This is a genomic window from Azospirillum mesophilum (genome assembly GCF_053470405.2).
The window spans coordinates 358,747-379,841 of the sequence record NZ_JBPXMQ020000001.1; the positions used below are offsets into that span (position 1 = coordinate 358,747).

Genomic DNA, 21,095 nt, shown 5'->3' on the forward strand with positions numbered 1-21,095 from the left:
GCTTATGCGCCTCCGCGGGGATGACGTAATGGGAAAGCGCCGTCCGTCGCTCAAAAGGCAAATGCGGGGAGTCTGATAATAAGCACATTCCCCCATCCTACTATTTGCCAATGGACCCTGTCCGGGCCATCGGTAGACTGCCCTACAGTCGAAAGGATATGGACATCGCAGCGCAGCATAGCGCCGCGACAGGCCCGCGACTTTGCTGAAAAAAGCCGAGGTCAGACGGACAAGATGGGCGGTAGGCCCTTGGTTCGTCTGTCGATTTCCCTGGGAGGTATCCGCACCATGAAGCGTCTCTTCCGCACCTGTCTGCTTGCCAGCGCGATGGCGGTCGGCCTTGGCCTGTCCGCGGCGCACGCCGCCGGAGGCCCGTCCAACGACGACCTTCTGAACGACGCCAAGTCGACGGGCGACGTTCTGACCTACGGCATGGGCCCGCAGGCCCAGCGCTTCAGCCCGCTGAACAAGCTGAACCCCGACACGGTCAAGGGGCTGGTGCCGGTGTGGTCCTTCTCCTTCGGCGGCGAGAAGCAGCGCGGCCAGGAAGCCCAGCCGATCGTCTATGACGGCACGATCTACGTGACCGGCTCCTACTCCCGCGTCTATGCGGTCGACGTGAAGACCGGCCAGAAGAAGTGGCAGTACGACCACCGCCTGCCCGAAGGCATCATGCCCTGCTGCGACGTGGTGAACCGCGGCGCGGCCATCTACAAGGACAAGGTCTACTTCGCCACGCTGGACGCCAAGCTGGTCGCGCTGAACAAGGACACCGGCAAGGTCGTCTGGTCGAAGAAGCTTGCCGACTACCAGGCCGGCTATTCGGCGACGGCCACGCCGCTGATCGTCGACGGCAAGATCATCACCGGCAACTCCGGTGGCGAGTTCGGCATCGTCGGCATGGTCGAGGCGCGCGACGCCGAAACGGGCGAGCTGATCTGGCAGCGTCCGACCATCGAGGGCAACATGGGCACCCTCAATGGCAAGGAATCGACCATGACCGGCAAGCTGAACGCCAGCTGGCCGGGCGACATGTACAAGACCGGCGGCGGCGCCACCTGGCTGGGCGGCACCTACGATCCGGAAACCAAGACGCTGTTCTTCGGCACCGGCAACCCGGCGCCCTGGAACTCGCACCTGCGTCCGGGCGACAATCTCTATTCCTCGTCCACGCTGGCGATCAACCCGGACAACGGCGAGATCAAGTGGCACTACCAGACCACGCCGCACGACGGCTGGGACTTCGACGGCGTGAACGAGTTCGTCTCCTTCGACCTGAAGAAGGACGGGCAGACCATCAAGGCCGGCGCCAAGGCCGACCGCAACGGCTTCTTCTACGTCATCGACCGCACCAACGGTAAGCTGATCAACGCCTCGCCGTTCGTCAGCAAGATCACCTGGGCCAAGGAAATCGACCTGAAGACCGGCCGTCCGGTCTACAACGACGACAACCGTCCGGGCGCTCCGGAAGCGGCCGAGAAGGGCAAGTCGGTCTTCGCCGCCCCGGCCTTCCTGGGTGCGAAGAACTGGATGCCGATGGCCTACAGCCCGTCGACCGACCTGTTCTACGTCCCCGCCAACGAGTGGGGCATGGACATCTGGAACGAGCCGATCACCTACAAGAAGGGTGCGGCTTATCTCGGCGCCGGCTTCACCATCAAGCCGCTCTACAACGACTACATCGGTGCCCTGCGCGCGATCGACCCGAAGACCGGCAAGATCGTGTGGGAGTACAAGAACCCGGCCCCGTTGTGGGGCGGCGTGCTGACCACCGGCGGCAACCTCGTCTTCACCGGGACGCCGGAAGGCTACCTGAAGGCCTTCGACGCCAAGTCGGGCAAGGAAGTCTGGAAGTTCAACACCGGTTCGGGCGTGGTCGGTTCCCCGATCACCTGGGAGCAGGACGGCGAGCAGTATGTGGCCGTCGTGTCCGGCTGGGGCGGTGCGGTCCCGCTGTGGGGCGGCGACGTCGCCAAGCTGGTCAAGGACATCAACCAGGGCGGCTCGCTCTGGGTCTTCAAGCTGCCCAAGGCCTGATCGCCGTGAGGCTGTGACGAAAAAGGGACGGGCGGGCCGAAGCTTTCGGCCCGCCTTTTTCTTGCAGCCGACGCGGGAACTTGTACGGAAGCGAAATTGCGTATGACTTTCTGCATGGGTCCGCTTCGTTCAGATCCTTGCGCATTCTAGAACGGTCCGGCATGATGATGCCCGGAAACGCCCTGAAACACTGAGCGTGGAAACCACGCCATGAGCAGAATTCTGATTGCGGACGATCACCCGATGGTGCGCGATGCCCTGCGCAGCGCCGTCATGTACTCCTGCCAGGCGCAGGAGATCCATGAGGCGGGCTGCCTGGACGAAACGGTCGCCATGCTGGGTGAAAAAGGGGAGCTGGACCTTGTCCTGCTCGACCTGAACATGCCGGGCATGAACGGCCTGACCGGGCTGATCTCGCTCCGCCGGCAGTTCCCCGCCATCCCCATCGCGGTCGTCTCGGCCCACGAGGACCGCAAGATCATGCTGGAGGCGGTGCGCTGCGGGGCCGCCGGTTTCATCCCGAAATCGACGCCGCGCGACGCCATCGCCGGCGCGCTTCGCCAGATCCTGGCCGGGGAGGTCTATCTGCCCCCCTCCGTCGAGGAAGGGGCGGAGGCCGAGGACGAGGAGACGGTGGAGATCGCCCGCCGCCTGTCCACCCTGACGGCGCAGCAGCTCCGCGTGCTGGAGATGCTGGGCACCGGCAAGCTGAACAAGGAAATCGCCTACGAACTGAGCATCACCGAAACCACGGTGAAGGCCCATGTGTCGGCGATCCTGCAGAAGCTGAAGGTCTACAGCCGCACCCAGGCGGTGGTCTTCGCCAACCGCCTGCAACTGGAAAAGGCCCGGTTCGGCATGTGATGCGGGCGTGAGCGTCTAACGTTCCAGCCTCATGCGGCGTGCGTCGGCGGCGGCGCGCGCCGCTTCACGTCCGGGATCGCCCCGGCCGAGCCCGAACGGCACCGTGCGGTCGAGGAACGGCACTCCGTCGATGGACAGCTCGTCCAGGTCCGGCAGATCCTTGCTGCGGCGCTTCACATGCGCCCGGCGCGCCGCGCGCCGCGCCTCCAGGCCGGGGTCGCGCCGGCCAAGCTCCTCCTCGCGCGAGGGGCGCTCGATGATGAACAGGGAATCTCCGGTCAGCGGGTCCTCGATCACCACGCTGTTCCGCACCCGCTTGCCGTGATGGTGTGTGGGGCCGCCGGAATCGAGAATGACGATCTCGCCGGCCATGGCGGATCCGGACAGCAGCGCGGCGCAGGCTGCAAGCAGAAACAGGGAGCGCATGAGTCACCTCCGGTGCGGAGGATGCGCGCGGATGGGTGCGGGCGGGTGTGAGCTGGTTCACAGTTTGAGGCAGTTTTGCCCCCTCCCTAACCCTCCCCCTCTTCGAGGTGGAGGGAACTTTGGCGCAGTGGCGGCAGTCCCCTCCACCGCCAAAGGCGGGGGAGGGTTAGGGAGGGGGCATCAGGCCCTCACGCCAACACCCGGAACACCGGGTCCGACCGCGCCAGCAGCTCCGCCCGGAAGGACTCCACCATGGCATCGTCGCGCAAGGCTCGCGGCAGGCCGACCGGCACCTCCGCCACCACCCGCGTCGGGCTGGGCGCCATCACCAGGATGCGGTCGGCAAGCTGGATCGCCTCGCGCAGGTTGTGGGTCACGAACAGCACTGTCGCGGGGCGCCGCTCCAGCATGTCGGCCAGCAGGGCGCGCATTCGCTGTGCGGTCAGTTCATCCAGCGAGACGAAGGGCTCGTCCATCAGCAGCAGGTCCGGCTGCACGACGAAGGCGCGGGCCAGCGCGACCCGCCGGGCCATGCCGACCGACAGCCGCGTCGGATACTGGTCGGCCACCTCCGCCAGACCCATGGCCGAAAGCCACTCTTCCACCAGCCCGCCGCCGCGCAGCACCTTGGGCAGCACCAGTGCCACGTTCTGCCGCACGGTGCGCCAGGGCAACAGGCGCGGGTTCTGGAAGACGTAGCCCAGGACAGGCTCCCGCCCGCCGAACTCCACGGAGCCCTCGAAGGCGCGGTCCAGCCCGGCGGCGATGTTCAGCGCGGTCGTCTTGCCGCAGCCGCTGGGGCCGACGAGCGCCACGAACTCGGCCGGCGCCGCCTCCAGCGACAGGCCGCGGATGGCGTCCCGGTCGCCGAAGCGCTTGGCGCGGATCTCAAGCTTCAGCGCGCACCGGCCGCCAGCGGGTGAGCCGGCCTTCGACGGGTTGCAGGACGCAAAGCTCAAGGATTTGGACGACGGCCACGAAGGCGACGGTGTACGCAAGAATGCCGGCCACATCGAACATCTGGAAGTACAGGTGGATCTGGAACCCCACCCCGTCGCTGCGGCCCAGCAGCTCGACCACCAGCACGATCTTCCAGATCAGAGCAAGGCCGGACCGCGCCGCCGCGGCGAAGTAGGGGGTGAGCTGGGGCAGCAGCACATGGCGCAGCACGTCGGACCGCGCCATGCGGAAGCTCCGGGCCATCTCGACATACTGTTCGTCGATGGCGCGGGCGCCCTCGCGCAGCACGACGACCACGTTGGGGATCTTGTTCACGGCGACCGCGCCAATGGCCGCCGCCTCCGTCAGGCCGAACCAGACGTAGGCGAGCACGATGACGACCAGCGCCGGGATGTTCAGAAAGACGGTCAGCCACGCCCCGAACAGCCGGTCCGCCCCGCGCGACCGGCCGAGCAGGATGCCCAGCGCGGAGCCGAGCGACATGGCGATCACGAAGGCCGCGGCCATGCGCGCCAGCGTGATGCCCAGATGATGGAACAGCACGCCGCTCGACGCCTCGCGCAGCAGCACGGTCAGCACGGCGGCGGGGCCGGGCAGGGATCGGCTCGCGGCCAGATCGGCAGCCACCGCCCACAGCCCCACCAGCAGAGCCAGCGAGAGGATGGGGACGAGAGGCCGCAAGATCTTCATCAAAGTGCCTTCATCAGAACTGCACCGCCGGCCAGAAAGTGCCGTCCGGCAGCGTCGCCGCGTCGCCGACGAGGTCCCGCCCGCCGAGCTTCGCCATCAGGGCGTAGAGCCCGGCGGCCCCGGCGCGCTCCTCCGCGGTCCAGCGAGTCGGGATGCCGGCGCGGAAATGGTCGCGCAAGGACCTCCAGGTCGCCTCGTCCTCCGCCTGCATCAGCGGGCGCAGACGGTCCCACTCCGCGTCGGAGCGGGCCATGATCTCCTTGGCCTTGGCGGAGGCGGCGACGAAGCCCTCCAGCGCCTTCGGGTTGGCCTTCGCCCACGCCTTATGGAAGACGTAGCCGACCGCCGGGACGGTGGCGGTCAGGCCGAGCTGGCGCATCATGTCCTCCACCGCGATCACCGGGCGCATCCCCTGGGCCTCCAGCCGCGCGGCGTAGGGCCAGAAGTTCAGCACCGCGTCCAGCTCGCCCGCCGCGATCTTCTGGTTCAGCAGGGGCGGGGCGGCGTAGGTCGGCTTCGCCTCCGCGTCCAGGTCGAGCTGGTAGCGGTCGCGGGCCAGCGCCTTCAGCAGCAGCCAGCTCTTGTCGATGGGGGTTCCGGCCACGCCGATGCGCTTGCCCTTGAGGTCGGGGACGGAGCGGATGGGCGAATCCGCCGGCACGACCAGCGCGCCCACGGCGGCGGAATGCGGGATGAAGGTCAGGTCGGCCCCGGCCGCGCGCTGGCGCGCCACCCACAGCCAGTCGCTGGCGATCAGGTCCACCGACCCGCCCTGCAAGGCGATCTGCGTGGCCTGGCTGCTCGCCAGTTCCACCAACTTAAGGTCGAAGCCGGCGGCCTCGTCCAGATGGTGCTGTTTGACGACGTCCAGTTCCCAACTGACCGTGCCGAACTTCAGCACCGCCACGGTGACGGTCGGCCGGTCCGCGGCCTGCGCCGGGGCGATGATGCTCAAGGCCGTAAGGAGGAGTGCTGCGACAAAGCGGGCAAGCACCGTCAGGCGCATGGGCGGTCCCCTGCGGCAAAAATTGCATTTGTATGATGGATGCGCCGCGTCACAGTTGCGCGGTGGACAGGGCGGCGGAATGGCCACCGCCCGTGCCACGCAACAAGGAGATGTCGAGGATGAACAAGATCCTGACGCTCCTGATCCTGCTGCTCCAGGTGGTCAAGGGAATCCTTGATCTCCTGAACCGGTAGGGATCGGGCCTGGAGGGCGGGGTCTAGCCCCCCCGTCCTCCTAAGCCTGATGATGATGTCTTCGTTCATCGTTTGCAAGACCGGTGCGGCGCGCCAACAATCCGGCGGTCCGGATGCGGGGACAACGATAGGACCCGGCCTCGGCGCCCCGGTATTCGACTATCAGGCAACTTGACCGGGTGGAACGCCAACGATTTCGTGGACGCCCAAGAAATAAAGAAGGGAGGAACCAGTGCGCACGCTTCACCGCAGCGCCGCGTTGGCGATTCTGTCGGCGGCGACTCTGCTGGCGGCTGTTCTGTTGTCCGGCCCCGCGCGGGCGGCGGACCCGGTTCCGGTTCCGGACGGCTACCGCATGACCGACTACCGTTCGCCGACGCCGGCTGCTCTGCCGGGGGCGGTGACGGTGGACACCGCTCAGGCCCGTGCCTTGATCGAGTCGGGCGAAGCGGTGCCGATCAATGTCCTGAAGTTGGACCGCAGCACGCTGCCCGGCGGCCCCTGGATCGTGCCGAAGCCCTTCCAGCAGATCCCCGGCAGCGCGTGGCTGCCCAACGTCGGTCTGGGCGCGCTGACGCCGGAGCTGGAAGATTATCTCCGCGGCAATCTGGAACTGCTGACCAAAGGCGACCGCACGCGCGGGATGATGTTCTATTGCCTGGCGGACTGCTGGATGTCGTGGAACGCGGCCAAGCGCGCGCTGGAGATGGGCTACGGCCGGGTCTACTGGTACCGTGACGGCGTGGACGGCTGGGCCGAGGCCGGGCTGCCCACCGAAGAGGCGAAGCCGGTTCCGGTTCGGCCGGTTCCGGTGACCAATCGGTGAGCGTCCCGGAAATCGGGAATTCCCCTGGGGGCGGGTTTACTGCTTCAGCGACTTCAGGAAGGCGATCAGATAGTCCTGCTCGGCCCGGTCGGTGATGGCGACGTGGCGCATGCGGGTGCCCGGCACGAACTTGTCGTTGCCGGCGATCCATTGGCGCAGGTTGTCTTCCGTCCAGGTGATGTTGGACGTCTTCAGCGCCTCCGAATAGTCGAAGCGCGGGATGCTGCCGGCCTTGCGGCCGACGACGTTGTAGAGGCTCGGGCCGAAGGCGTTCTTGCTGCTGTCCAGCGAATGGCAGGCCGCGCACTGGTGGAACACCTGCTTGCCGGCTGCCTCTTCGGCGGTCTTGGGCTGCGGCCCGCCCTGGGCGAGCGCCGCGCCGGACGCGAGCAGCGCGGCGGCGGCGACGATAGCAAATCTGGTGACGGTCATGGAAAAGGATCCCCTTGCCGATGGCCCGCGGCGCCAGCGCTGCGGACGTCGATGCGCCGCATGATAGAAGGGCGCGCTTCCCCGCCTAATTGGACTTTAGAACAAGGCGTTCCGGGGCGGCCGAAGCCGGGGGGATTGGTGCGAGAGAGGGGAATCGAACCCCTAAGACCTTGCGGCCGGTGGATTTTGAGTCCACTGCGTCTACCAGTTCCGCCACTCTCGCAAACCGGTAGGCGCTATATAGAGGGGATTCGCGGTTTCGACAAAGTGTTTTGTGCGGTGGCCGTTTTGTGTCGGGGCGTCTGGTCGAAGGCGCCCGGCCGCGCTAATCTCCCCTCCATGACGAACCGTTTCTCCCTTGATGACCCGCGCTTTCCCGCCGCGTTCCTGGCGATCGCCAGCGCCGGGGTTCTGGCGGCGGCGCTGTTCTTCCAGTTCGCGCTCGGCTACCAGCCCTGCGTTCTGTGCCTGTGGCAGCGGGTGCCCTACGGGGCGGTGATGGCCTTCTCCATCGCCACGCTGCTGTTCCGGCGGTGGACCGGGCTTGGCGACGCGCTGCTGGTCGCCAGCGGCTTCGCGCTGCTCGCCGGGGCCGGCATCGCCGCCTACCATGTGGGGGTTGAGCAGCACTGGTGGGCCGGCACTTCGGCCTGCGGCGCCGCCGGACGCGCGCCCCAGACACTGGAGGAACTGCGCGCCCAGGTGCTGGCCGCGCCGGTGACCCGCTGCGACGAAGTGGCATGGTCCCTGTTCGGCGTCTCCATGGCGGGGTACAACGTGCTCATCTCGCTCGCGCTGTCCGCCTTCGCCTTCCTGGCGGCGCGGGCCGCCTACATCCGGACCTCGGCATCCAGGACCTTCGCATGACCCCGCTCGACGAACGTTCCGAGTCCCCTGACGTGATCATCGCCAAGCCGGCGGCGCCCAAGCGCACCAAAGGACGCCTGCCCGGCGACCCGACGCCGGAGGAGCGGCTGGCGCGCATCGTCCGCGTGGACCACGCCGGCGAATATGGGGCCAAGCGCATCTACGAAGGCCAGCTCTCCGTCATGGGCAAGGGCAGGCACGCCCGCACCCTGCGCCACATGGCCGACCAGGAGCTGGAGCACCTGCGCTATTTCGAAAAGCAGCTGAACGCCCGCAAGGTGCGCCCGACGCTGCTCCAGCCCTTCTGGCACGTCGCGGGCTTCCTGCTGGGCGCCGGCACGGCGATCCTGGGCGAGCGCGCGGCGATGGCCTGCACCGTCGCGGTGGAGGAGGTCATCGACGGCCACTACGAGTCGCAGCTGAAGCACCTCGGCCCCGAGGAGGCGGAACTGAAGGAGTCGATCCTCAAGTTCCAGGCCGAGGAGATGGACCACCGCGACATTGGCTTGGCCAACGGGGCCGAGCAGGCGCCCGGCTACCCGGTCCTGTCCGCCGCCATCAAGGCCGGCACCAAGGCCGCCATCTGGCTGGCCGAGCGGGTGTAAGCCCTTACGCCGGGGGCGCGTCCTCCGGCTCGGGCGACGGGGGCGCACCGTAGATTTCCTCTTCGGTGCGCCCGCAGCCTTCGCATCGGCCGTCGTCGCCGATGATGCAGATGCCCACGCACAGGCTCTCGTCGCCGTCCATCCTGCCGCCTTCCGTCTGTTGCGCCGGCGCTTATATCGGGTCCAGTTCGGTGTCCCAATAAAGAAAATCCCGCCAACTTTCGTGAAGGAAGTTTGGCGGGAATGCACGTCCGTTCTCTTGAAGCTCGTAGGCGCTCGGCTGGAACGGCGGACTGAGGGGGATCATGCCGCAACTGTGCGGCAGCCGGTTCCCCTTCGTCAGATTGCAGGCCGAACAGGAGGTGACGACGTTGTCCCAGGTGGTGCGCCCGCCGCGCGACCGGGGGATGACGTGGTCGAAGGTCAGTTCCTGCGTGGGGAAGGGGCGGCCGCAATACTGACAGGTGAAGCGGTCGCGCAGGAACACGTTGAAGCGCGTGAAGGCCGGCCGCCGCGTCGCCGGAATGAACTCCTTCAGCGAAATGACGCTGGGCAGCCGAACCTCGAAGCTGGGGGATCGGACGACCCGGTCATATTCGGAGACGATGTTCACCCGGTCCAGGAAGACGGCCTTGACCGCTTCCTGCCATGACCAAAGAGACAGCGGAAAGTAGCTGAGCGGGCGGAAGTCCGCGTTCAGCACCAGAGCCGGACAGTGATCGGGTGGTGGAGCCAATGGCCACTCCCTTGTCTGGATGGATCCTGGGTCTGGATCGTTTCTGGCTGTCCCGGACACCGAAACGGTAGGACCGTTCGGTGGGCGGAACACTAGATACATAGATGATCGGTGCCGCAATCTCAACATCTCGGGCCGCCCTGCGGCAATTCTTCACGATCCCGTAACCATTTCGGAAGAGGTGGTGCAGGTTCGCGCCGGCGGCTTGTGACAAACGCCGTCCCGCCCACGGCGCCGCATTTTTGGGCGTCATGGTTACTTCGCGTTAACCATGGTCTGCGATGGTGGCCCCGCATTCAAGGGGGACATCCATGAGCGCCATCATCATCGACCTCGCCGAAAAGCGCGCCGAACGCGACGAGCGTGAACGGCAGCGCCGCATCGACGCCTTCGACCGCGAACTGCGCCGCCGCCTCGCCATGTACCTGGAAGGCGAGGACATCCCGGTCGAGCCCATCAAGGACAACCCGTACATCTGAAGCGAACCTGCGTTCGCTTCAGATGCCTTATCGGCCTCACACGCCGGCCGGGCTTCGGCCGCACGTGTGGCTCTCAGCGGATGCCAAAGCATCCGCCTGCCGCCAGCGGGAACGGAGTTCCCGCGAGAGGCCGGGACCGCGGTCGCGGTCCTGAGTGGATCGAAATCCACTCTCGGAGTTCAGCGTTGAGGGTATAAAGCGGGCATGACCGACGTCGTCACCCGCTTCGCGCCGAGCCCGACCGGCCATCTCCATCTCGGGCACGCCCATTCCGCCCTGTTCGGCTGGCGGGCCGCCATGGACGCCGGCGGTCGGTTCCTGCTGCGCATCGAGGACATCGACCCGCAGCGCTGCCGTCCGGAGTTCGAACGCGACCTGATCGAGGATCTGGCGTGGCTCGGGCTGATCTGGGAACAGCCGATCCGCCGCCAGTCCGACCATCTGGACGATTACCGCGCCGCCCTGGCGCGGCTCCAGGACATGGGCGTCGTCTATCCCTGCTTCTGCACCCGCAAGGACATCGCGGCGGAGATCGCCCGCGCCGGCCATGCGCCACATGGGCCGGACGGGCCGCTCTATCCCGGCACCTGCCGTCACCGCGACGAGGCGGCGCGGCGGGCGCGGATCGAGGCGGGCGCGCCCTACGCGCTGCGCCTGGACGTGGCGAAGGCAACGGGCATAACCGGGCCGTTGCGTTGGCATGACCGCGCGCGCGGCTGGCAGGACGCGATGCCGGAAATCCTCGGCGACGTGGTGCTCGCCCGCAAGGACGCGCCGACCAGCTATCACCTCGCGGTCACGCTGGACGACCATCTCCAGGGCATCACCTTGGTCACCCGTGGCGAGGACTTGTTCTTCGCCACCCATGTGCATCGGCTGCTCCAGGCGCTTTTCCGATTCGAGTCGCCGGATTACCACCACCATTCCCTCTTGCGGAATGAACAGGGCGAGCGGCTGGCGAAGCGCGACGGGGCGAAATCCCTGCGGTCCCTGAGGGAGGCCGGGCTCGATCCCCAGGCCGTGCGCGCATTGGCGAATTTTCCCTAAGACTTATACCTTTCGGCTGAATTCTCGGTCCTCTATGTCCTTATGGTTGACGGAGGCGATTCAAAACAACTTTCCTGGAATCTTTGTCGGACTTTGTTTATCTTTAGTCTGAAGACCTGATTGTTTTTCGCGCTGACCAATCGTCTGTAGTCCGAAGGAGGCCGACGATGCGGATGGTGCAGGGTATGGTGGCGGGGGACCTCTTGCGGAACCCCGAATGCGGTGCGGGCAGCCCGGCCTCGGCCGGCCTGGACCGGAGCTGCGGCCTGGCGCTTCTCATCGACGATGAGGAGCTGATCCTGGAAAGCCTGCGGCTCGTGCTGGAGCAGTGGGGCTGGGGCGTGCTGGCCGCCCCGTCGGGAGAGGACGCGCTGCGCCTGCTGGCGGCAGCGGCGCGGCTGCCCGACGTCATCGTCGCCGACTACCGGCTGAGGCACGACCGCACCGGGGTGGAGGCGATCCGCGACGTCCACGCGCAGGCCGGCGCGCCCATACCGGCCATCCTGCTGACCGGCGACACCAGCCCCGACCGCATCCGCGACGCCCGGTGCAGCGGCTTCGCCGTGCTGCACAAGCCGGTCACGCTGGCGGAGCTGTCCTTGCATCTCGCAGGACTGCGGGGGGCCGGACTGCGTGGGTCCTGACCGCGGGGGTGAGTGATGCCTTCAGCGCCGCAAGCCTGTCACGATCTCCAGATAGTCCGGCTCCTCCGGCTTCAGCCAGCCGTGGCGGACCAGGAAGTCGATCACGACGAGGTTCACGTTGAACTTCCAGTCCGTGGTGGTCCGCACGGATTCGGCAACGCGGTCGAGCGGCCACAGCTCGAAGCACTCGACCTCGCCGTCGGTGTTTTGCGGGACGAAGCCGGGGTCGAGTTCCAGGTCGTAGAGGAACAAAGTGTCGGGCTTCAGCCCGGCCTTCGTCTCCATCCGGTAGGTGACGGCCCCCACCGGCACGGCCTTGGACGCCAGGGCGGCGTCGATGCCGGCCTCCTCCTCCGCCTCCTTGACGAGGTTTTCGGCGAGGGTGAGGCCGATGGGCTGGCCGCCGGCGATGAGGTTGTCGAGCTGGCCGGGGGCGATCTCCCGGTCGCGGGCGCGGCGGCCGATCCACAGGGACAGGCTGCCGTCCGGCTGCCGGACGAAGCCGTTCACGTGCAGCCCGTAAGCGGCGACACCGAACTGGGCGACCACCGCGCGGTCGATGCGCGCCAGCGGCTCCGCCCCCCATCTGGGCAGGACCGGGTAGAACTCGTTGCGCAGGGCCTTGACGGCACCGTCCTCGACCAGGAACTGCGCGGCGTGTTCCAGCGTGGCGGAGCGCGCCTCGAAGTCGCGCAGCTCCGGCGCCAGCGTCACGCGGTCCGCCGTCACGACGAAACCGGGATCGACCTCGGGAAGCCGGTCGGCCAGGGTGTGGCGGATCCAGCCGATGCGGTGCCCCTCCACCTCGAACGGTCGGAAGCCGGAGAGGTCGTGCGCGTTGCACGCGCGGATGCGGTCGAGAAAGCTCATCCTTCCCGTGTAGCCCCCGGGACCGGGGCGCGCAATACCCCTTTCCGCTGCCACCGGTGCCCCTTTCGCGCCATTCGGGGCGGCGAGCGGGTTGCATTGGTAGGCGGTGGAGCGTAAACCTCGCTTAAGAACTTCTTGGGGGCGGACCCATGGTGGCGGCGTTCGGACATTTCACGGTGCTGGTCATCGAGGACGAGAAGTTCACCCGCATGGTGCTGGCGAAAATGCTCGGCAACCTGGGCTTCAAGGCCGTCCACCAGGCCGAGGACGGCGAGACCGGCCTCGCCGCGGTGCGCGCACACAACCCCGACGTGGTCGTCTGCGACGTTGAGATGCAGCCCGTGGACGGGCTGGGATTCCTGAAGGGCCTGCGCGCCGGCGCCGACGAGCGTCACCGGGCGCTGCCGGTGATCTTCATGACCAACCGCGCCGACCAGGACCGCATGGCGGAAGCCGCCGCGCTGGGCGCCGACACCTTCATCGTGAAGCCGGCCACCCCGGAATCGCTGGCGGAGAAGCTGAGCGCCAAGCTCGGCTGAACGGCCGCGTTCCCTTCGATCACGGAATTTTCACGGACCTGTTGCAGGACTGCCAAGGCTTTGATTCGGCCTGCATTCCGGACGCCGTTGCATGACCTCCGCCATGGGGGCACCCCTCAATCATCCAAAATCCGCCTTGTCGATGAAGGGGGTTGAGGATCACCATCTCTCTTTGGAAGAGGTGGATCATGGGCGCCCTCCATGCGTTAATGTCTTTGTAGGCGAGTGTGTTTCGGCCGACAGGGAGTCTTTGACGTTTGGTGGCCGCGCTGACGTTTAACCACAGCGCCTCACTAAGGTAAGGCGCTTGGATGCACTGGAGGTCGATGGCGTGATCGGCATTGTCCAGCGAATCCCCGACAAACGGCCCCCGGACCTGGGTTCGGGCGCCGGCTGGCAAACACGATCCTGTCCAAGGGCACGCCCAAGATCAAGCCTCCGGCCAACAAGCTTCAGGTCACGCCAAGGCTTCGGCCATTCGCATCGGCCTCGCGTTCTAATCCAGATGGCCGATACATCCTGCCGCACGGCTTTTCCGGCTATCAGAACTTCTCTGCTGGAAAGCTCTAGGTCGAGCATTACATTCAGATTTGACCCGTTCGAGTTTGGCGATCCCAAGGGAGCGCTTCCTTTGATGAGCAACCGCATAAAAGGTCTGGCTTTCGACGGTGAGCAAGGTTGCCGCGGCCCCCTTCGGTTCGCGCGGCCAGAAAAGTCGGCGTCTCAAACGCCGGCGTTCCAAACTTCGCGGCGTGTGCCGCCCCCGCCGTCCGGGTCTCCCGGCGGCAGCCCCGACGCATCGGACTAAGAGATACGGAGCGAGGAATGTTCCCGGCCGACGAACTGTTCACGCGCTATACGCAGTCCTACGAGGGGCGCCGTGAGGTCGAGATGAGCCTTACGGAATACCTCCAGGAATGCCGCGACGACCCGATGATGTATGCCTCCGCACCGGAGCGCATCCTCGCCGCCATCGGCGAACCGGAGATCGTCGACACCGCCAAGGATCCGCGCCTTGGCCGCATCTTCATGAACCGGACGATCAAGATCTATCCGGCCTTCGCCGACTTCTACGGCATGGAGGAGACGATCGAGCGCATCGTCGGCTTCTTCCGCCACGCCGCCCAGGGACTGGAGGAGCGCAAGCAGATCCTCTACCTGCTGGGTCCGGTTGGCGGCGGCAAGTCGTCGCTGGCGGAGCGGCTGAAGTCTCTCATGGAGAAGTGCCCGGTCTATGTCCTGAAGGCCGGCAAGGAGATCAGCCCGGTCTTCGAAAGCCCGCTCGGGCTGTTCAACCCGGAGGAGATGGGCGACCTGCTGGAGGATCGCTACGGCATCCCCCGCCGCCGCCTGACCGGCCTGATGAGTCCCTGGGCGGTCAAGCGCCTGGACGAGTTCGGCGGCGACATCTCCCGCTTCCGGGTGGTGAAGCTGCACCCCAGCAAACTGCGCCAGATCTGCGTCACCAAGACGGAGCCCGGCGACGAGAACAACCAGGACATCTCCTCGCTGGTCGGCAAGGTCGACATCCGCAAGCTGGAGATGTACAGCCAGAACGATCCCGACGCCTATTCCTACTCCGGCGGCCTGAACCGGGCCAGCCAGGGCCTGCTGGAATTCGTCGAGATGTTCAAGGCCCCGATCAAGATGCTGCACCCGCTGCTGACCGCGACGCAGGAAGGCAACTACGTCGGGTCGGAGAACATCGGCGCCATCCCGTTCCAGGGCATCATCCTCGCCCACTCCAACGAGGCGGAGTGGCAGACCTTCAAGAACAACAAGAACAACGAAGCCTTCATCGACCGCATCTGCGTGATCAAGGTGCCCTACTGCCTGCGGGTGCACGAGGAGCAGCGGATCTACGAAAAGCTGGTCCAGGGCTCGGACCTCGCCACGGCACCCTGCGCGCCTTCGACGCTGGAGATGCTGGCGAAGTTCTCGGTGCTGTCGCGCATGCGCGAGCATCCGAACTCCAGCCTCTACTCCAAGATGCGCGTCTATGACGGCGAAAGCATGAAGGAGACCGATCCGAAGGCCAAGTCCATGCAGGAATACCGCGACCAGGCGGGCGTGGACGAGGGCATGGACGGCATCTCCACCCGCTTCGCCTTCAAGGTGCTGGCTTCGACCTTCAACTACGACTCGACGGAGATTTCGGCCGATCCCGTGCATCTGATGTATGTGCTGGAACAGTCGATCCGCCGCGAGCAGTTCCCGGACGACACCGAAAAGAAGTACATGGAGTTCATCAAGGCCGAGCTGGCCCCGCGCTATGCGGAGTTCATCGGCAACGAGATCCAGAAGGCCTACCTGGAATCCTACAGCGACTACGGCCAGAACCTGTTCGACCGTTACGTCGACTACGCCGACGCGTGGATCGAGGACCAGGACTTCAAGGATGCGGACACCGGCCAGCTCATGAACCGGGAGCTGCTGAACCAGGAACTGACCAAGATCGAGAAGCCCGCCGGGATCGCCAACCCGAAGGACTTCCGCAACGAGGTCGTGAAGTTCGCCCTGCGCGCGCGGGCCGCGAACGCCGGGCGCAACCCGTCCTGGACGTCCTACGAGAAGATCCGCGAGGTGATCGAGAAGCGCATGTTCTCGCAAGTCGAGGATCTGCTTCCCGTCATCAGCTTCGGGTCGAAGAAGGACAGCGAAACCGAGAAGAAGCACAACGAGTTCGTCTCGCGCATGATGTCGCGCGGCTACACCGAGCGGCAGGTCCGCCGGCTGGTCGAGTGGTACATGCGCGTGAAGCAGGCCGGCTAATGACAAATATGTCTGGCCGGCTCTGCCGAACGAGCTGAACGGGTAGGAGGGGCTCCCCCTTGATGAACATCATCGACCGTCGCCTGAACCCGCAGGGCAAGAGCCTGGCGAACCGCCAGCGCTTTCTGCGGCGTGCCAAGGAGCAGGTTGTCAAGGCGGTGCGGGATGCCTCCGGCAAGCGCGGCATCCAGGACATCGAAAACGGCGAGAAGGTCACCATCTCGACCGGCGGCGTGCGGGAGCCCTCCTTCCACCGCTCCGGGTCCGGCGGCGTGCGCGACTACGTCGTGCCGGGCAACAAGGAGTATGTGGAAGGGGACACCATCGCGCGGCCGGAGGAGCAGGGTGGCGGCCGTGGTTCCGAAGGCAGCCCGGACGGGGAGGGCGAGGACGATTTCCGCTTCGTCCTGTCCCGCGAGGAGTTCCTTGACATCTTCCTGGAAGACCTGGAACTTCCCGATCTGGTGAAGCAGAAGGTCAAGCAGTCGGAATCCTACTCGCTGACGCGGGCGGGCTATTCGGTGACGGGGTCGCCCGCCAACCTGAACCTCGTCCGCACCATGCGCAACAGCCTCAGCCGGCGCATCGCGCTGAAGCGGCCGAAGCCGGCGGAGCTGACCGAGCTTGAGGATCTGCTGCGCGAGGCGGAAGACCGCGGCGACGACCCGGAAAAGCTGCGGGAGATGCGCGACCTGCTGGAGCGGCACTATCTCCGCGCCAAGCGCATCCCCTTCATCGATCCGATCGACGTCCGCTACAACCGCTTCGAGACGGTGCCCAAGCCCATTGCGCAGGCGGTCATGTTCTGCCTGATGGACGTGTCGGGCTCCATGACCGAGCACATGAAGGATCTCGCCAAGCGCTTCTTCATGCTGCTCTACCTGTTCCTGAAGCGCCGCTACCGCTCCGTGGACATCGTCTTCATCCGCCACACCCACGAGGCCAAGGAGGTGGACGAGGAGACCTTCTTCTACTCCACCGAAACCGGCGGCACCGTGGTGTCCACGGCGCTGGAGGAGATGCACCGCGTCGTGAAGGAGCGCTACCCGGAGAACGAGTGGAACATCTACGCGGCCCAGGCGTCGGACGGCGACAACATGTCGTCCGACAACGCCCGCTCCGCGGCCCTGCTGAAGGACACGATCCTGCCGCTCTGCCAGTACTTCGCCTACATCGAGGTGGCGGCCGAGCACAACATGGGCCTGTCGGCGCTGGGCCGCGAGACCGAGCTGTGGCGCACCTACAAGCAAGTCCAGGGACCGGACCTGCCCATCGCCATGCGCCGTGTGCGCTCCCGCCGCGAGATCTTCCCCGTCTTCCGCGACCTGTTCGCGCGGGAAAAGGCCGGGGCGTAGCCTCCGGCCCCCTCCCCAACCCTCCCCCGCTTGCGCGGGAGAGGGGGCTTTGGGGGAAGCGGCGGCAGTTCCCTCCACCGCCGAAGGCGGGGGAGGGGGAGGGAGGGGGCAGATCCCTTCACGAGGCTGTTTCAAGAACAGGGGCGCAACGCCCCACCGAGTTTCGAGAGGACCTGACGCATGGCCGCTGTGATCACCAAGCCCGAGGGTCTGCTCTACGACGGGGCGGACTGGGACTACGACAAGATCAAGCGCGTCTACGACGCCATCGAGGACATCGCCCTGAACGAGATGGGCCTGAGCGTCTATCCGAACCAGATCGAGGTCATCACGGCGGAACAGATGCTCGACGCCTATTCGTCGATCGGCATGCCGTTGATGTACAAGCACTGGTCCTTCGGCAAGCATTTCGCTCGCGACGAGATGCTCTACCGCAAGGGCTACCGCGGCCTCGCCTACGAGATCGTCATCAACTCCAGCCCCTGCATCAGCTACATCATGGAAGAAAACACCATGACGATGCAGACGCTGGTCATCGCCCACGCCGCCTTCGGCCACAACCACTTCTTCAAGAACAACCAGCTCTTCCAGCAGTGGACGGACGCCGAAGGCATCCTCGACTATCTGGAATTCGCCAAGGCCTACATCGGCCAGTGCGAGGACCGTTACGGCCACCACGCGGTGGAGCGGGTGCTGGATGCCGCCCACGCGCTGATGAACCAGGGCGTGCACAAGTACCCGAAGAAGCGCAGCCTCGACCTGCGGCTTGAGCAGAAGCGCGAGCGCGAGCGGCAGGAATACCAGGAGCAGACCTTCAACGACCTGTGGCGCACCGTGCCGAAGCCGATCGCCGGCGGCCACCGTCCGTCCAAGACGGTGTCGGAGCGCAAGAAGCTGCTCGGCCTGCCGGAAGAGAACCTGCTGTACTTCCTGGAGAAGAAGGCGCCGCGGCTGGATCACTGGCAGCGCGAAATCCTGCGCATCGTCCGCCACATCGCCCAGTATTTCTACCCGCAGAAGCAGACGAAGCTGATGAACGAGGGGTGTGCGACCTACACCCACTACACCATCATGAATCAGCTTCACCAGAAGGGGATGATCAGCGAAGGCGCGATGCTGGAGTTCCTGCATTCGCACACCTCGGTGGTCTTCCAGCCGGAATTCGACGACCAGCGCTTCTCGGGCATCAACCCCTACGCGCTGGGCTTCGCGATGATGCAGGACATCCAGCGGATCGCCGAGAACCCGACCGACGAGGACCGCCAGTGGTTCCCGGACCTCGCCGGCCGGGGCGACGGCATGGCGGCGCTGCGCGAGGCCTGGGCCAACTTCCGCGACGAGAGCTTCGTGCTCCAGTACCTCAGCCCGCACCTGATGCGGAAGTTCAAGATGTTCAGCGTGCGCGACGACGCGGAGGATCCGTACCTGCTCGTGGAGAACATCCACAACGAGCGCGGCTACCGCCACATCCGCAAGCTGCTGGCCCGCCAGTACGACTTGGCCTTCCTGGAACCGGACATCCAGATCGTCGACGTCGATCTGGCCGGCGACCGCAAGCTGATCCTGCACCACCGCGTGACCAACGGCGTGCTGCTGGACGAAAGCGACGCCAAGGCGGTGTTGCGCCACATCGCCAACCTCTGGGGCTACGAGGTGCAACTGGTCGAGGTGTCGGCGGTGTCCGAAGCCATCCTGAAGGAACACGCCGTCACCGCGCCGAGCGGGGTGGGGGCGTAAGCCCTCACTCCTCGAACAGGCGGCTGATGTCCCGGGCGGAATGGAGGACGCGGGCAACGATGATCCCGTCTTCCGCCGCCCAATAGAAGATGATGTACCGGTCAAGCGGGCTGCTGCGCAGGCCCGGCTTCAGGTTGAATCGGGGACGGCCGATTTTTGGCCGCTCTGCCAGGAGCGCGCATTTCCTCAGCACACGATCGGTAAAGCGGGTGGCGGCAGCCGGGTCCTCCGCTGCAATGTAAGCGGCGATGCTCTTGACGTCGGCGGCTGCTGCCCGCGCAAACCGGACGCGCGCCATCAATCCTCTGGGGGCTTGCCGTAAAGGGCATAAAGCTCGGCAAAGACCTCTTCGCCGTCAATGACGTTGCCCGCCAGCAGCTCCTGATACGCAACCTCGATGTCCGCCTTGAGCGCGGCGTATTTGGCCTCTTCCTCGGGGGAGAGGGGCGGGTCGAAATCGGGGCGGGGTTGCGGCTTGGCCATGACCTTAACGTAGCACGGGAGAGGGGCGCTTTCCACGCCCTCCCCCGCAGTCACCCGCTATTCCTTCCCGAAGCTCTCCGCGCCGAAGATGGTGGCCTGAAGGCCCGGCACCGGGCGGTCGGGCGCCCAACCGGCCTTGCGCTTCAACTGGGCGACGAACTGGCGCGGGTCGGGCAGCATGTCCCAGACCTTGGGCAGGAACAGCGCGCCGTTGCGCCCGTCGCGCAGGATCAGCCCGTCGATGCCCGGCCGCAGCTTGGCGATCAAATCCTCCTCGTCGCGAAAGGGAAGGGGGCGGTCGTGGCTGAGGATCGAGACGCTGATGTCCACGCGTGGCAGTTCCGCCGCCGTCAGCGGGCCGAAGCGCGGGTCCTGCATGGCCGACTTCACCGTGTTGGTCGCCACGTCCTCGACCAGCGGGTGGGGCGCCTGGACGGTGCCGATGCAGCCGCGCAGGTCGCCGTCCATCATCAGCGTGACGAAGGTGCGGCGGATGGCGCGCAGCGGAAAGGGGAAGTCCTCCGCCCGGATATCGGGGGTGCGCCCGGTCTGCACCGCCTGGGCCAGCGTGCGGTACGCCGTTTCCAGCAGCAGCTCGCGGTGCGCGTCGGACAGGCGGGCCTCCGTCGCCGGCTCCACGCTGTAGGCGCCGTAGCCCACCACCCGGCTGCGGTCGCCGGCCGTGTCGCCGGAGTTGCGCAGGTCGCGCGTGGTGACGCGCAGGTCCAGCGCGCGGGCGCGCATCAGCAGCCCGGCCACCGGCAGATAGCCGCAGGCCCGGTCACCCGACAGCCGCTCCGGCTCCGCCGCCTCGAAGGCTTGCGAGGTCTCCAGGTCCAGCCGGTGGGCGGTCCCGTAGTCATGGAAGTGGCTGAGGTCGGAGCTGATGACGATCAGCGTCTCCGGCCCGCCCCAGAGGCGTTGCAGCACGGCGTCCACCTGCGCCGGCTCGGCGTGGCCGACGATCAGCGGCACGACGGACGCGCGCGGGAACAGCCGTTGGATGAATGGCAGGTGGACCTCCAGCGCGTGTTCCCCGTCGAAGGCGCGGTCGAGTTCCTGAACGCCCGGCAGGTCGTGGATCGCGCCGATGCCTTCCCGGTCCACCCGCACCGCACCCAGCGGTGTCGCCAGCCCGTCGGCCGAGGGGTAGGCGATGCCCCGGAAGCCGTAACGGTGCGCGGGGCCGAGCAGCAGCACGCGCGTCACCCGGTCGCCCAGATGCGCCACGCCCGCGTAGGCGGTGCCGGCGATGGGGCCGGAATAGACATAGCCGGCGTGCGGCGCGATGATCGCCTTGGCCGGCAGGTTGTCCGTGTGGGCCTCGGCCAGACAGTCGGCCACCATGCGGTCGAGGACGGCGGGGTTGGCGGGATAAAAGGCCCCCGCCACGGCCGGAGCGCGCAGGTTCATGGTCCCAGCTTCACAAAATCATCGAAAGGATAGGGGCGGAGAATCGGATTGCCGCAAGGGTCACCCTGTCCCACATGTGGGAACACCGTCCGATGTTTTGCAAGCACACAGCC

General features: G+C 66.3%; 23 protein-coding genes and 1 tRNA gene. 12 read left to right on the forward strand and 12 right to left on the reverse strand.

The window, feature by feature from the left end; translation table 11 throughout:
• Positions 1 to 288: 288 nt before the first annotated feature.
• Entirely contained in the window at positions 289 to 2,037 is a 1,749-nt protein-coding gene (locus tag ACSVC7_RS01740; protein ID WP_448204115.1) for a methanol/ethanol family PQQ-dependent dehydrogenase, read from the forward strand.
• A gap of 210 nt (positions 2,038 to 2,247) precedes the next feature.
• Entirely contained in the window at positions 2,248 to 2,901 is a 654-nt protein-coding gene (locus tag ACSVC7_RS01745) for a response regulator (protein WP_448204116.1), read from the forward strand.
• 15 nt (positions 2,902 to 2,916) lie between these two features.
• Here the strand turns inward: ACSVC7_RS01745 and ACSVC7_RS01750 are convergent, their stop codons facing one another.
• From ACSVC7_RS01750 to ACSVC7_RS01765, 4 genes are all read right to left on the reverse strand, one after another.
• On the reverse strand, positions 2,917 to 3,327 hold the full coding sequence (locus ACSVC7_RS01750; RefSeq protein WP_448204117.1) for a hypothetical protein: 411 nt from the start codon (positions 3,325 to 3,327) through the stop codon (positions 2,917 to 2,919).
• A 188-nt stretch (positions 3,328 to 3,515) separates the two neighbouring features.
• The gene (locus ACSVC7_RS01755) at positions 3,516 to 4,286 is read right to left on the reverse strand and encodes an ABC transporter ATP-binding protein (RefSeq protein WP_448204118.1); all 771 of its coding nucleotides are present in this window, start codon (positions 4,284 to 4,286) and stop codon (positions 3,516 to 3,518) included.
• Positions 4,216 to 4,977, reverse strand: coding sequence for an ABC transporter permease (locus tag ACSVC7_RS01760; protein WP_448204119.1), 762 nt, complete (start codon positions 4,975 to 4,977; stop codon positions 4,216 to 4,218). The genes ACSVC7_RS01755 and ACSVC7_RS01760 overlap by 71 nt, the downstream gene beginning before the upstream one ends.
• A gap of 13 nt (positions 4,978 to 4,990) precedes the next feature.
• Entirely contained in the window at positions 4,991 to 5,983 is a 993-nt protein-coding gene (locus ACSVC7_RS01765) for an ABC transporter substrate-binding protein (RefSeq protein WP_448204120.1), read from the reverse strand.
• 426 nt (positions 5,984 to 6,409) lie between these two features.
• Between ACSVC7_RS01765 and ACSVC7_RS01770 the strand changes: the two genes are divergently transcribed.
• A complete protein-coding gene (locus ACSVC7_RS01770) occupies positions 6,410 to 7,003 on the forward strand; it encodes a PQQ-dependent catabolism-associated CXXCW motif protein (RefSeq protein ID WP_448204121.1) in 594 nt (197 codons plus the stop codon).
• A 36-nt stretch (positions 7,004 to 7,039) separates the two neighbouring features.
• Here ACSVC7_RS01770 and ACSVC7_RS01775 read toward each other — a convergent pair whose 3' ends face one another.
• Positions 7,040 to 7,435 carry a c-type cytochrome gene (locus ACSVC7_RS01775; protein WP_448204122.1) on the reverse strand — a complete coding sequence of 132 codons (396 nt, stop codon included), beginning with the start codon at positions 7,433 to 7,435 and terminating at the stop codon, positions 7,040 to 7,042.
• Between the two features lie 136 nt (positions 7,436 to 7,571).
• Positions 7,572 to 7,658: transfer RNA gene (locus tag ACSVC7_RS01780), tRNA-Leu, on the reverse strand.
• Between the two features lie 116 nt (positions 7,659 to 7,774).
• Between ACSVC7_RS01780 and ACSVC7_RS01785 the strand changes: the two genes are divergently transcribed.
• Positions 7,775 to 8,302 carry a disulfide bond formation protein B gene (locus ACSVC7_RS01785; RefSeq protein WP_448204123.1) on the forward strand — a complete coding sequence of 176 codons (528 nt, stop codon included), beginning with the start codon at positions 7,775 to 7,777 and terminating at the stop codon, positions 8,300 to 8,302.
• On the forward strand, positions 8,299 to 8,907 hold the full coding sequence (locus ACSVC7_RS01790) for a demethoxyubiquinone hydroxylase family protein (protein WP_448204124.1): 609 nt from the start codon (positions 8,299 to 8,301) through the stop codon (positions 8,905 to 8,907). The genes ACSVC7_RS01785 and ACSVC7_RS01790 overlap by 4 nt, the downstream gene beginning before the upstream one ends.
• A 4-nt stretch (positions 8,908 to 8,911) precedes the next feature.
• Here the strand turns inward: ACSVC7_RS01790 and ACSVC7_RS01795 are convergent, their stop codons facing one another.
• A complete protein-coding gene (locus ACSVC7_RS01795) occupies positions 8,912 to 9,049 on the reverse strand; it encodes a DUF1289 domain-containing protein (RefSeq protein ID WP_448204125.1) in 138 nt (45 codons plus the stop codon).
• A 30-nt stretch (positions 9,050 to 9,079) separates the two neighbouring features.
• Positions 9,080 to 9,643 carry an HNH endonuclease gene (locus tag ACSVC7_RS01800; protein ID WP_448204126.1) on the reverse strand — a complete coding sequence of 188 codons (564 nt, stop codon included), beginning with the start codon at positions 9,641 to 9,643 and terminating at the stop codon, positions 9,080 to 9,082.
• A gap of 311 nt (positions 9,644 to 9,954) precedes the next feature.
• On the opposite strand from ACSVC7_RS01800, the gene ACSVC7_RS01805 reads away from it, so the two are divergent.
• From ACSVC7_RS01805 to ACSVC7_RS01815, 3 genes are all read left to right on the forward strand, one after another.
• The gene (locus tag ACSVC7_RS01805) at positions 9,955 to 10,122 is read left to right on the forward strand and encodes a hypothetical protein (RefSeq protein ID WP_448204127.1); all 168 of its coding nucleotides are present in this window, start codon (positions 9,955 to 9,957) and stop codon (positions 10,120 to 10,122) included.
• A gap of 204 nt (positions 10,123 to 10,326) precedes the next feature.
• A complete protein-coding gene (gene gluQRS / locus ACSVC7_RS01810) occupies positions 10,327 to 11,169 on the forward strand; it encodes a tRNA glutamyl-Q(34) synthetase GluQRS (RefSeq protein WP_448204128.1) in 843 nt (280 codons plus the stop codon).
• A gap of 167 nt (positions 11,170 to 11,336) precedes the next feature.
• Positions 11,337 to 11,813, forward strand: coding sequence for a response regulator (locus ACSVC7_RS01815; protein WP_448204129.1), 477 nt, complete (start codon positions 11,337 to 11,339; stop codon positions 11,811 to 11,813).
• 21 nt (positions 11,814 to 11,834) lie between these two features.
• Here the strand turns inward: ACSVC7_RS01815 and ACSVC7_RS01820 are convergent, their stop codons facing one another.
• Positions 11,835 to 12,683, reverse strand: coding sequence for a DUF4743 domain-containing protein (locus ACSVC7_RS01820; RefSeq protein WP_448204130.1), 849 nt, complete (start codon positions 12,681 to 12,683; stop codon positions 11,835 to 11,837).
• A 149-nt stretch (positions 12,684 to 12,832) separates the two neighbouring features.
• Here ACSVC7_RS01820 and ACSVC7_RS01825 point away from each other — a divergent pair, with 149 nt between their 5' ends.
• The 4 genes from ACSVC7_RS01825 to ACSVC7_RS01840 all read left to right on the forward strand — a co-directional run bounded on the left by ACSVC7_RS01825 (position 12,833) and on the right by ACSVC7_RS01840 (position 19,086).
• Positions 12,833 to 13,222 carry a response regulator gene (locus ACSVC7_RS01825; RefSeq protein WP_448204131.1) on the forward strand — a complete coding sequence of 130 codons (390 nt, stop codon included), beginning with the start codon at positions 12,833 to 12,835 and terminating at the stop codon, positions 13,220 to 13,222.
• A gap of 825 nt (positions 13,223 to 14,047) precedes the next feature.
• Positions 14,048 to 15,994: a PrkA family serine protein kinase gene (locus ACSVC7_RS01830; RefSeq protein WP_448204132.1), complete on the forward strand. Its 1,947-nt coding sequence runs from the start codon at positions 14,048 to 14,050 to the stop codon at positions 15,992 to 15,994.
• Positions 15,995 to 16,056: 62 nt separating this feature from the next.
• Positions 16,057 to 17,349 (forward strand): YeaH/YhbH family protein, encoded by a 1,293-nt coding sequence (locus ACSVC7_RS01835; protein WP_448204133.1) that lies wholly within the window; start codon positions 16,057 to 16,059, stop codon positions 17,347 to 17,349.
• Positions 17,350 to 17,529: 180 nt separating this feature from the next.
• On the forward strand, positions 17,530 to 19,086 hold the full coding sequence (locus tag ACSVC7_RS01840) for a SpoVR family protein (RefSeq protein WP_448204134.1): 1,557 nt from the start codon (positions 17,530 to 17,532) through the stop codon (positions 19,084 to 19,086).
• Positions 19,087 to 19,090: 4 nt separating this feature from the next.
• Here the strand turns inward: ACSVC7_RS01840 and ACSVC7_RS01845 are convergent, their stop codons facing one another.
• From ACSVC7_RS01845 to amrB, 3 genes are read right to left on the reverse strand one after another with little or no spacing between them, the layout of a single operon-like run.
• A complete protein-coding gene (locus tag ACSVC7_RS01845; RefSeq protein ID WP_448204135.1) occupies positions 19,091 to 19,384 on the reverse strand; it encodes a type II toxin-antitoxin system RelE/ParE family toxin in 294 nt (97 codons plus the stop codon).
• The gene (locus ACSVC7_RS01850; protein WP_448204136.1) at positions 19,384 to 19,569 is read right to left on the reverse strand and encodes a hypothetical protein; all 186 of its coding nucleotides are present in this window, start codon (positions 19,567 to 19,569) and stop codon (positions 19,384 to 19,386) included. The genes ACSVC7_RS01845 and ACSVC7_RS01850 overlap by 1 nt, the downstream gene beginning before the upstream one ends.
• Before the next feature lie 57 nt (positions 19,570 to 19,626).
• Positions 19,627 to 20,982: an AmmeMemoRadiSam system protein B gene (amrB, locus tag ACSVC7_RS01855; RefSeq protein WP_448204137.1), complete on the reverse strand. Its 1,356-nt coding sequence runs from the start codon at positions 20,980 to 20,982 to the stop codon at positions 19,627 to 19,629.
• Positions 20,983 to 21,095: the final 113 nt, after the last annotated feature.

Excerpts from the sequence above, each read along its gene's own strand:
- ACSVC7_RS01775 (WP_448204122.1), bottom strand. The coding sequence starts at position 7,435 with ATGACCGTCACCAGATTTGCTATCGTCGCCGCCGCCGCGCTGCTCGCG.
- ACSVC7_RS01840 (WP_448204134.1), top strand. The coding sequence starts at position 17,530 with ATGGCCGCTGTGATCACCAAGCCCGAGGGTCTGCTCTACGACGGGGCG.
- ACSVC7_RS01835 (WP_448204133.1), top strand. The coding sequence starts at position 16,057 with ATGAACATCATCGACCGTCGCCTGAACCCGCAGGGCAAGAGCCTGGCG.
- ACSVC7_RS01805 (WP_448204127.1), top strand. The coding sequence starts at position 9,955 with ATGAGCGCCATCATCATCGACCTCGCCGAAAAGCGCGCCGAACGCGAC.
- ACSVC7_RS01765 (WP_448204120.1), bottom strand. The coding sequence starts at position 5,983 with ATGCGCCTGACGGTGCTTGCCCGCTTTGTCGCAGCACTCCTCCTTACG.
- ACSVC7_RS01740 (WP_448204115.1), top strand. The coding sequence starts at position 289 with ATGAAGCGTCTCTTCCGCACCTGTCTGCTTGCCAGCGCGATGGCGGTC.
- ACSVC7_RS01790 (WP_448204124.1), top strand. The coding sequence starts at position 8,299 with ATGACCCCGCTCGACGAACGTTCCGAGTCCCCTGACGTGATCATCGCC.
- ACSVC7_RS01850 (WP_448204136.1), bottom strand. The coding sequence starts at position 19,569 with ATGGCCAAGCCGCAACCCCGCCCCGATTTCGACCCGCCCCTCTCCCCC.
- ACSVC7_RS01785 (WP_448204123.1), top strand. The coding sequence starts at position 7,775 with ATGACGAACCGTTTCTCCCTTGATGACCCGCGCTTTCCCGCCGCGTTC.
- ACSVC7_RS01830 (WP_448204132.1), top strand. The coding sequence starts at position 14,048 with ATGTTCCCGGCCGACGAACTGTTCACGCGCTATACGCAGTCCTACGAG.
- gluQRS (WP_448204128.1), top strand. The coding sequence starts at position 10,327 with ATGACCGACGTCGTCACCCGCTTCGCGCCGAGCCCGACCGGCCATCTC.
- ACSVC7_RS01820 (WP_448204130.1), bottom strand. The coding sequence starts at position 12,683 with ATGAGCTTTCTCGACCGCATCCGCGCGTGCAACGCGCACGACCTCTCC.
- ACSVC7_RS01750 (WP_448204117.1), bottom strand. The coding sequence starts at position 3,327 with ATGCGCTCCCTGTTTCTGCTTGCAGCCTGCGCCGCGCTGCTGTCCGGA.
- ACSVC7_RS01795 (WP_448204125.1), bottom strand. The coding sequence starts at position 9,049 with ATGGACGGCGACGAGAGCCTGTGCGTGGGCATCTGCATCATCGGCGAC.
- ACSVC7_RS01815 (WP_448204129.1), top strand. The coding sequence starts at position 11,337 with ATGCGGATGGTGCAGGGTATGGTGGCGGGGGACCTCTTGCGGAACCCC.
- ACSVC7_RS01745 (WP_448204116.1), top strand. The coding sequence starts at position 2,248 with ATGAGCAGAATTCTGATTGCGGACGATCACCCGATGGTGCGCGATGCC.
- ACSVC7_RS01825 (WP_448204131.1), top strand. The coding sequence starts at position 12,833 with ATGGTGGCGGCGTTCGGACATTTCACGGTGCTGGTCATCGAGGACGAG.
- amrB (WP_448204137.1), bottom strand. The coding sequence starts at position 20,982 with ATGAACCTGCGCGCTCCGGCCGTGGCGGGGGCCTTTTATCCCGCCAAC.
- ACSVC7_RS01760 (WP_448204119.1), bottom strand. The coding sequence starts at position 4,977 with ATGAAGATCTTGCGGCCTCTCGTCCCCATCCTCTCGCTGGCTCTGCTG.
- ACSVC7_RS01845 (WP_448204135.1), bottom strand. The coding sequence starts at position 19,384 with ATGGCGCGCGTCCGGTTTGCGCGGGCAGCAGCCGCCGACGTCAAGAGC.